This is a genomic window from Streptomyces ipomoeae 91-03, assembly GCF_000317595.1.
Taxonomy (GTDB): domain Bacteria; phylum Actinomycetota; class Actinomycetes; order Streptomycetales; family Streptomycetaceae; genus Streptomyces; species Streptomyces ipomoeae.
Genome location: NZ_AEJC01000129.1, coordinates 23,019 through 31,983 on the forward strand (window position 1 = coordinate 23,019; position 8,965 = coordinate 31,983).

Consider the following 8,965-nt stretch of genomic DNA (forward strand, 5'->3'; position numbering starts at 1 on the left):
CAGGCTCCGGCGGCTTCGCTACGGTCTGTTCTTCTTCGAGGTGCTTTCGCGGCCCAGGAGGCCGTAAGCCCAGCGTTCGTTGAAGCCGGCGACGAAGCCGACGGCGCACCAGAAGCCCCAGAAGTCGGTGCCCGCGCCGGAGGCGTCGTTCGCCGAGCAGATGTCGGCGGGGGTGGCGGGGAGGTCGATGAAGGTGACGAAGCCCGCGGTGAGGAGGAAGTGGACGGCGAGGGCCAGCACCCAGCCGACGAAGACCCGGTAGACGCCCTCGTGCCGCATGTTGCGGTACAACTCACCCGGGGCGATGGCCCCTTCATGGCCGTTGACCTTGCGGCGGGTCAGCTCGTCACCGCTGTTGCGCAGCCTCATCAGAACGCTGAGCACCGCGCCGAAGGCCCCGACGCCGCCGCAGACGAAGGCGCCCATGAGGCTCCAGCGATCGGGACAGCTCAGCCTCACCCCGGCCAGCCCTTCGAGGATCCGGGTGCCCCAGAGCAGGGGGAGGCAGAGCAGCGCCGTGCTGATGAGCGCGCCCACAGCGAGGCCGAAGTTCAGGCCACGGCTCATGGCGACGGCTCTGTCCTGGCCGAGTCTGGCCTTCAGGCCGATGATCTCCTCGTCGAGGTAGTCGCCGACGTGCTTGTTGGCGGGTGACTCGGCGAGCCTGGGATCCCTCAGCACCGTGCGGAGCACACAGCCGATCGTGAGTCTCAGCGCCTTGCGTGTTCCGGCCTCGAAGGCCCGCTGCGAGGCGCTGTAGAGCACCTGCAGCTGGAGCAGTTGCTCGGGGAACCGGCCACCGAGCTCGATGTAGAGACTCTCGTCCCTCTTCTGCGCGACGAGGTCGATCAGGCTCTCGGGCCGCCGCTCGGCGTCCGTACCGTCACCCTCGTCCGGTTTCTTCCACTTGCGCCACCATGGGTGGCGGCTTCCCCCGTTGTCCCCCATGAAGAACGTGTACCGCCGCCGGCTGGGCACCGGTAGGCCCTCGATCGCACCAGTACGGCGCCATTCGTCACGGAACCGTCGCCTCCTTCCGTCCGAGCGCGCCCGGAGCTCGACGGTGGTCGGCCGCTCCCGCGACCTCCCGCGATCACACGCGCGGCGATCTTGCTAATTTGAATGGCGACTGCAAACATCAACTCGGGGAATTTCCATGCCACATGACCGTCCGGTGATCAACAGCGGCGTGCCGCATTCGGCCCGTATCTGGAACTACTGGCTCGGTGGCAAGGACTGCTACGAGATCGACCGGCAGGTCGGTGACGAGATCCGCAGGACGAACCCCCAGATCGTCGACATCGCCCGCGCGCAGCGGGCGTTCCTGCGCAGGGCGGTCTCCCGGCTGACCGAGGAGACCGGCCTGCGCCAGTTCCTGGACGTCGGCACCGGGCTGCCCACGGTGGACAACACCCACGAGGTCGCCCAGCGGATCGCCCCCGACGCGCGGATCGTCTACGTCGACCACGACCCGACCGTCCTCGTGCACGCCACGGCCCTGCTCACCAGCGCCCCCGAGGGCGCCACCGCCTACATCGACGCCGATCTGCGCGACCCGGACACCATCCTCGAAGGCGCCGCCCGCACCCTGGATCTCGACCGCCCCGTCGCCCTCATCCTGCTCGGCGTCGCCGCCCATGTGCCCGACGACAGCGCCTACGACATCGTCGCCCGGCTGCTGGCCGCCCTGCCCTCCAGGAGTCATCTGGTGTTCGGGGACAGCACGGAGGTGTACCGGCCGGAGGCGATGCGGGCGATGGTCGAGCACTGGAACAAGACGAGCGACAACCCGCGCGTCAATCGCTCCCCCGAGCAGCTCGCCCGCTTCTTCGACGGCCTGGAGCTGCTGGAGCCGGGGCTGGTGTCCGTCGCCCAGTGGCGGGCCGAGCGGGACGGCTCCGACGAGCCGTGGGAGGTGGACTGCTTCGGCGGGGTGGGACGCAAGCCGTAGCCGTCTGTGGAGGTCACGTCAGGCGTCGGCCTCGTCCAGGGCCCGCGCGGCCACCCTCAGGTCCGCCACCAGACCGGCGTACGCGCTTTCGCGGTCGTCGGCGCGGAGTATGGCCGACGGGTGGAGGGTGGCGACGACGTACGGCTGATCGTCGTGTTCCGTCACTCCCGGCGGCATGGGCAGCAGGGCGCCCCGGTCCTTGGTGACGCGGAAGGAGCTGCCCAGCAGGGCCTTGGCGGCGGTCGCGCCGAGGACCACCACGACCTCGGGCCGCACCAGACGCAGCTCGGCCAGCAGCCAGGGGCGGCAGGCGGAGACTTCTCGCAGGTCGGGCGCCTTGTGGATGCGGCGCTTGCCGCCGCCCGGGGGACGGGTGAACTTGAAGTGCTTGACCGCGTTGGTCACGTAGGCCGTGTCCATGTCGATCCCGGCCTCCTCCACCGCCCGCCGCAACAGCCGCCCGGCCGGTCCGACGAAGGGCTCGCCCTGCTTGTCCTCCTGGTCCCCGGGCTGCTCACCGACCAGCACGAGCCGTGCGGGCTCGGCCCCCTTGCCGAAGACCGTCCCGGTCGCGTTCTCGTACAGGGGGCAGCCCCGGCAGTCGGCAGCGGCCCGCCGGTACGCGGCAAGACCACCCCGGCTCGGCAGATACGGCCGCGCGTCATAGGCCTGGGGGTCCCCTGAGGGGGCCTTCGCCGCGCTCGCGTGCTTCGTGGGGCTCACTCTCGGCCACCTCCGCTCCCGACGCGTCCACTCCGAACTCCTCGCCGGGTACCCCGTCCGCCGCGCCTCCACCATGGATGGGCGGGCGTGATGGTGCCGCTCACCCGGGCTGATCACCGCGCTCGGCGGAACCGCCTGCCGAGCGCTGTGGCGGCGCCGACGGCCGTGAGGGCCGCTCCGGTGAGAGTGAGGGACTTGGCCAGGCGGCCCGGTGGGGTGGGGCGGGCGCCGGGGGCGACGCCGTACGCGCTGCCGGGCGGAGGTGTTCCGGGGGCCGGTGGGAGGCCCGTGGCCAGCAGTTCCGCCAGGTGCACGGCCTCGTGGCCGCCGCTGTCGAGCTCGTGGATCTGGGTGCGGCAGCTGAAGCCGTCGGCGAGGACGACGGTCCCCTCGTCCGCCTCGCGGAGCCGGGGCAGCAGGACGCGTTCGGCGCAGGCCCGGCTGACGTCCAGGTGGCCGCGTTCGAAGCCGAAGTTGCCCGCCAGGCCGCAACAGCCGGAATCCAGGTGCTCGGCGTCGACACCGGCACGCCCCAGCAGCTCCTGGTCGGCTTCCCAGTCCAGGACCGCGTGCTGGTGGCAGTGGACCTGGGCGAGCGCCCGCGAGGCGTGCTCCGGCACCCGGGGCGGCTCGTACCCGGGGCTGTGCTCGGTGAGCAGTTCGGCGAGCGTCACCGTCTGCCGCCGCAGTCGCCGTACGTCGTGGTCGCCCGGGAAGAGCTCGGCGGCGTCGGACCGGAAGACGGCCGTGCAGCCGGGCTCCAGCCCGACGACGAGTCCGCCGGCACGCACATGCGCGGCCAGCTCCCGGACCGTACGCCTGAGCACACGTTCGGCGACGCCGAGTTGCCCGGTGGAGATCCAGGTCAGACCGCAGCACAGCGGCCCGGCGGGCAGCTCGACCCGCCACCCCGCCTCCTCCATCAACCGCACCGCGGCCCGCCCGACATGCGGGTGGAAGTGATCGGTGAAGGTGTCCGGCCACAACAGAACCGTGCCGCGGGCACCAGCGCCGTACGCCCCGCCGCCCTCCACCGCTCCCTGGCCGTACGCCCCCTCGCCGTACGACGTGTCGTCGGCCCGCTCCCGTCGGGCGAACCACTGCCTGAGCGTCTCACCGGCGAAGAGCGGCAGCTCCCGGTTCTCGATGCCCGCGAGGGCCACGGCGGCGCGGGAGAGCGGTGGGGTGTGGGTGAGGGCGTTGACGAGGGGCCCGAGTCGGGTGCGGCCGACGGCCTCGGCGGCGACGGGGAGCCAGCCCAGGGACAGGTCGGAGCGGGGGCGGCGCCAGGGGCGGCCCGCGAAATGGTGGGACAGGAACTCCGCCTTGTACGTGGCCATGTCCACGTCGGCCGGACAGTCGCTCTTGCACCCCTTGCAGGCCAGACACAGATCGAGCGCGTCCCGGACCTCGTGGGAGCGCCAGCCGTCGCGGATCGCGCTGTCGCCGTGACCGTCGAGCATCTCGAACAGCAGCCGGGCCCGTCCGCGCGTGGAGTGCTCCTCCTCCCCCGTGACCTGGAACGACGGGCACATCACCGCGCCGCCCTCGGTGGTGGGCTGCCGGCATTTGCCGACGCCGACGCACCGGTTGGCGGCCTCGGCGAAGGAGCCGCCGTCGTGCGGGAAGCGGAAGTGCAGATCCTGCGGGTCGTACGGGGCCCAGTCGGCGCCGAGCCGCAGATGCTCGTCCAGCCCGTACGGCGCCACGATCTTGCCGGGGTTCATCCGGTTCAGCGGGTCGAAGGCCGCCTTGAGCCGGCCGAACGCCTCGACCAGCTCGGGGCCGAACATCCGCGGCAGCAGCTCGCCGCGGCTCTGCCCGTCGCCGTGCTCCCCGGAGAAGGAGCCGCCGAACTCCGCGACCAGGTCGGCCGCCCGCTCCATGAACCGCCGGTAGGCCGCCACGCCGTCGGCGGTGTACAGGTCGAAGGGGATACGGGTGTGGACGCAGCCCTGCCCGAAGTGGCCGTAGAGGCTGGGCCCGGTGTCGCTCTGGTAGCCGAACTCCTCGTACAGACCGCGCAGGCGGCGCAGATAGGCGCCGAGCCGTTCGGGCGGTACCGCCGAGTCCTCCCAGCCCTCGAAGGTGTCGGGCCGGTCCGGCACGTGCGCGGTGGCGCCGAGACCGGCCTCGCGGACCTGCCACAGCTCCGCCTCGTGGGCCGGGTCGTCGAGGAACGCCACCTCCGGTTCGTGCTCCGACTCGTGGAGCGCGGCCAGCATGCGGTGTGCCCGCGCGTCCGCCTCCTCGACGGTGTCGCCGCCGAACTGCGCCATCAGGAAGGCGCTGCCCTCGGGCAGTTCGGTGAGGGCCGTGGGGTTGAGGTGCTTCATCCGCTCGTCGTGGACCAGCAGGGAATCGACGCCCTCCAGCGCCATCGGCTCGTGCGGCAGGATCGTCGGCACGGCGTCCGCGGCCCGCTCGATGCCCGGGAAGCCCAGCACGACCAGGGTCCGCTCCTTGATCACCGGGACCAGTTCCAGCTCGGCCCGCAGGACGGTGACCAGGGTGGACTCGCTGCCGACGAGCAGACCCGCGATGTCGAAGCCGTGTTCGGGCAGGAGGGAGTCGAGGTTGTAGCCGGAGACCCGGCGCGGGATGTCGGGGTAGCGGCGGCGGATCTCGTCGGCGTAGGTGTCGCGGAGGGTGCGCAGCCGCCGGTAGAGGGTGGCGCGCAGATCGCCGTGGCGTTCGATCTCGGCGTACTCCTCGTCGTCGGTCTCGCCGCACCAGAAGCGGGTGCCGTCGTAGAGGAGGACCTCCAGGCGGGCGATGTTGTCGACGACCTTGCCGGTGCGCTGGGCGGTGGCGCCGCAGGAGTTGTTGCCGATCATGCCGCCGAGCGTGCAGTTCATGTGGGTGGCGGGTTCGGGGCCGAAGCGCAGGCCGGTCGGCGCCAGATGACGGTTGAGTTCGTCGAGCACGATGCCGGGCTGGACGACGCAGGTGCGGGCGTCCTCGTCGACGGACTCGACGCGGGTGCAGTACTTGGACCAGTCGATCACCACGGCCGTGTTGGCGCACTGGCCGGCGAGGCTGGTCCCGCCGCCCCGCGAGAGCACGGGGGCGTCGTGCTCCCGGGCGACGGCCACGGCCTCCGCCGCCGCCTCGGGGGTGCGGGGCACGACCACGCCGATGGGTGTCTGGCGGAAGTTCGAGGCGTCGGTCGAGTACGCGGCCCGGCTCCCCGCGTCGAACCGGACCTCCCCGTCGACCCGCGCGCGCAGCGCGGCCTCCAGGGCGGCCGGGTCGAGCGGCGGCGCGGGCTCCCGGCCGGTGACGGGATCGGGCAGGTTCCCCGTGCCCGGCTCGGACAGGCCCCTCGCACCCATGGACGCCTCCTCACGGGATCGGTACATCGGTGACCCGACCGGCGGCTCGGTCGTTGGTCGGGCGGATCAGGTACCCCCAAGGCCCCGGGACAACCGCCGCGCGGGGTGTGCGCCGGGCGGGCCCGGTGCGGGGCGAGGGCGCCGCGCGGGACGATCGCCCCAGGTGAGGGGGCATGTGACGGCGTCGGACGACACACCACACGACGTTCCAAACTTGGATTGCTCGTTTTCTTGAACTGTTCGTGTTTATGAGGGTAGGTTGTCCCCATGACCGCATCCCCGACTCCGACCACCGCCGAGGAGCTGCGCGGTGCCGGCCTGCGGGTGACGGCCGCGCGCGTCGCACTGCTGGAGACCGTGCGGAACGGCGACCACCTCGGTGTCGAAGCGATCGCCTCCGGGGTGCGCGATCGTGTGGGCCACATATCGCTGCAAGCCGTGTACGAGGCACTCAACGCGCTGACCGGCGCGGGCCTCGTCCGCCGAATCGAGCCACCCGGCAGTCCGGCCCTGTACGAGGGCCGCGTCGGGGACAACCACCACCACCTCGTGTGCCGGTCGTGCGGTGTCGTGGTCGACGTCGACTGCGCGGTCGGCCACGCCCCCTGTCTGACCGCCTCCGACGACCGCGGCTTCGCGATCGACGAGGCCGAGGTCATCTACTGGGGCCTGTGCCCCGACTGTTCCAACGCCCGCAGTTCAGCACTGTGATCCCCCGTTTTTGGAAGGATTCCCCCAATGTCCGAGAGCAACATCCCTGCCGAGGCGAAGTGCCCGGTCGCGCATGACCGCGCCGCGCACCCGACCCAGGGTGGCGGGAACCGTCAGTGGTGGCCGGAGCGGCTCAACCTGAAGATCCTCGCCAAGAACCCCGCCGTGGGGAACCCCCTCGGTGAGGAGTTCGACTACGCCGAGGCGTTCAAGAACCTCGATCTCGCGGCCGTGAAACAGGACATCGCCGAGGTGCTGACCACCTCGCAGGACTGGTGGCCGGCCGACTTCGGCAACTACGGCCCGCTGATGATCCGTATGGCCTGGCACAGCGCCGGTACGTACCGCATCAGCGACGGCCGCGGCGGCGCCGGCGCCGGTCAGCAGCGCTTCGCCCCGCTGAACAGCTGGCCGGACAACGCCAACCTGGACAAGGCCCGCCGTCTGCTGTGGCCGGTGAAGAAGAAGTACGGCCAGAGCATCTCCTGGGCCGACCTCATGATCCTCACGGGCAACGTCGCGCTGGAGCAGATGGGCTTTACGACGTTCGGCTTCGGCGGCGGCCGCGAGGACGTCTGGGAGGCCGAGGAGGACGTGTACTGGGGTCCCGAGACCATCTGGCTCGACGACCAGCGCTACAGCGGCGACCGCGAGCTGGAGAACCCGCTCGGCGCCGTCCAGATGGGCCTCATCTACGTCAACCCGGAGGGCCCGAACGGCAACCCGGACCCGATCGCCGCGGCCCGCGACATCCGTGAGACCTTCCGCCGCATGGCGATGAACGACGAGGAGACCGTCGCCCTCATCGCCGGTGGTCACACCTTCGGCAAGACCCACGGCGCGGCCCCGGACAGCCACGTCGGCGCGGACCCCGAGGGCGCCACGATGGAGGAGCAGGGCCTCGGCTGGAAGAACAGCTACGGCACGGGCAAGGGCGGCGACACCATCACGTCCGGCCTGGAGGTCACCTGGACCGCCACGCCGACGCAGTGGAGCAACGGCTTCTTCAAGAACCTGTTCGAGTACGAGTACGAGCTGACCGAGTCCCCGGCCGGCGCCAAGCAGTGGGTCGCCAAGGACGCCGAGGCGATCATCCCCGACGCGCACGACCCGTCGAAGAAGCACCTGCCGACCATGCTCACCACCGACCTGTCGCTGCGCTTCGACCCGGTCTACGAGCAGATCTCGCGTCGCTTCTACGAGAACCCCGACCAGTTCGCGGACGCCTTCGCCCGCGCCTGGTACAAGCTGACCCACCGTGACATGGGCCCGAAGTCGCTGTACCTCGGCCCGGAGGTCCCGGAGGAGACCCTGCTGTGGCAGGACCCGCTGCCGGAGGCCGAGGGCGAGGTCATCGACGCCGCCGACATCGCGGCCCTCAAGGCCAAGCTGCTCGACTCGGGTCTGACCGTCTCGCAGCTGGTGTCCACCGCGTGGGCGTCCGCCTCCACCTTCCGCGGCAGCGACAAGCGCGGCGGTGCCAACGGTGCCCGTATCCGTCTGGAGCCGCAGCGCAGCTGGGAGGCCAACGACCCCGACCAGCTGCGTCACGTCCTGAGCGTCCTTGAGGGCGTCCAGGCGGAGTTCAACTCCGGCGCCAAGAAGGTCTCCCTGGCCGACCTGATCGTCCTCGGCGGTGCCGCCGCGGTCGAGAAGGCCGCCAAGGACGCCGGCTTCGACGTGGAGGTCCCCTTCACGCCGGGCCGTGTGGACGCCACCGAGGAGCACACCGACGCCGAGTCGTTCGCGGCGCTGGAGCCGACCTCGGACGGCTTCCGCAACTACCTCGGCAAGGGCAACCGCCTGCCGGCCGAGTACCTGCTGCTCGACAGGGCGAACCTGCTGACGCTGAGCGCCCCCGAGCTCACGGTCCTCGTCGGTGGTCTCCGTGTCCTGGGCGCCAACACCGGCCAGTCCACGCACGGCGTGTTCACCGACACCCCGGGCAAGCTGACCAACGACTTCTTCGTCAACCTGCTCGACCTGGGCACGACCTGGAAGTCCACCTCCGAGGACCAGACCCTGTTCGAGGGCCGTGACGCGGCCACCGGCGAGGTCAAGTGGACCGGCACCCGTGCCGACCTCGTCTTCGGCTCCAACTCCGAGCTCCGCGCCCTCGCCGAGGTCTACGCGAGCGACGACGCGAAGGAGAAGTTCGTGAACGACTTCGTCGCGGCGTGGGTCAAGGTCTCGAACCTGGACCGGTTCGACCTCGTCTGATCCTGATCGGATGATCCCGACGTCC

6 protein-coding genes are annotated in these 8,965 nt (G+C 71.1%); 3 read left to right on the plus strand and 3 right to left on the minus strand.

All coding sequences use genetic code 11. From position 1 onward, the window contains the following. Positions 1 to 18 precede the first annotated feature (18 nt). Complete coding sequence (locus STRIP9103_RS08715) at positions 19 to 948, minus strand: hypothetical protein (RefSeq protein WP_100243874.1); 930 nt, start codon at positions 946 to 948, stop codon at positions 19 to 21. Positions 949 to 1,156: 208 nt separating this feature from the next. Here STRIP9103_RS08715 and STRIP9103_RS08720 point away from each other — a divergent pair, with 208 nt between their 5' ends. Beyond that, positions 1,157 to 1,951, plus strand: a complete 795-nt coding sequence (locus tag STRIP9103_RS08720; RefSeq protein WP_009304048.1) for an SAM-dependent methyltransferase — start codon at positions 1,157 to 1,159, stop codon at positions 1,949 to 1,951. An 18-nt stretch (positions 1,952 to 1,969) separates the two neighbouring features. Here STRIP9103_RS08720 and STRIP9103_RS08725 read toward each other — a convergent pair whose 3' ends face one another. Together STRIP9103_RS08725 and STRIP9103_RS08730 are read right to left on the minus strand one after the other, a co-directional pair. After that, positions 1,970 to 2,674 carry a UdgX family uracil-DNA binding protein gene (locus STRIP9103_RS08725; protein ID WP_009304043.1) on the minus strand — a complete coding sequence of 235 codons (705 nt, stop codon included), beginning with the start codon at positions 2,672 to 2,674 and terminating at the stop codon, positions 1,970 to 1,972. 113 nt (positions 2,675 to 2,787) lie between these two features. Further along, positions 2,788 to 6,009 (minus strand): FAD-binding and (Fe-S)-binding domain-containing protein, encoded by a 3,222-nt coding sequence (locus STRIP9103_RS08730; RefSeq protein WP_009304055.1) that lies wholly within the window; start codon positions 6,007 to 6,009, stop codon positions 2,788 to 2,790. Positions 6,010 to 6,276: 267 nt separating this feature from the next. Here STRIP9103_RS08730 and STRIP9103_RS08735 point away from each other — a divergent pair, with 267 nt between their 5' ends. Both STRIP9103_RS08735 and katG read left to right on the plus strand, forming a co-directional pair. Next, positions 6,277 to 6,720, plus strand: coding sequence for a Fur family transcriptional regulator (locus STRIP9103_RS08735; protein WP_009304035.1), 444 nt, complete (start codon positions 6,277 to 6,279; stop codon positions 6,718 to 6,720). 27 nt (positions 6,721 to 6,747) lie between these two features. Then, positions 6,748 to 8,940 (plus strand): catalase/peroxidase HPI, encoded by a 2,193-nt coding sequence (gene katG / locus STRIP9103_RS08740; RefSeq protein WP_009304060.1) that lies wholly within the window; start codon positions 6,748 to 6,750, stop codon positions 8,938 to 8,940. Positions 8,941 to 8,965 lie beyond the last annotated feature (25 nt).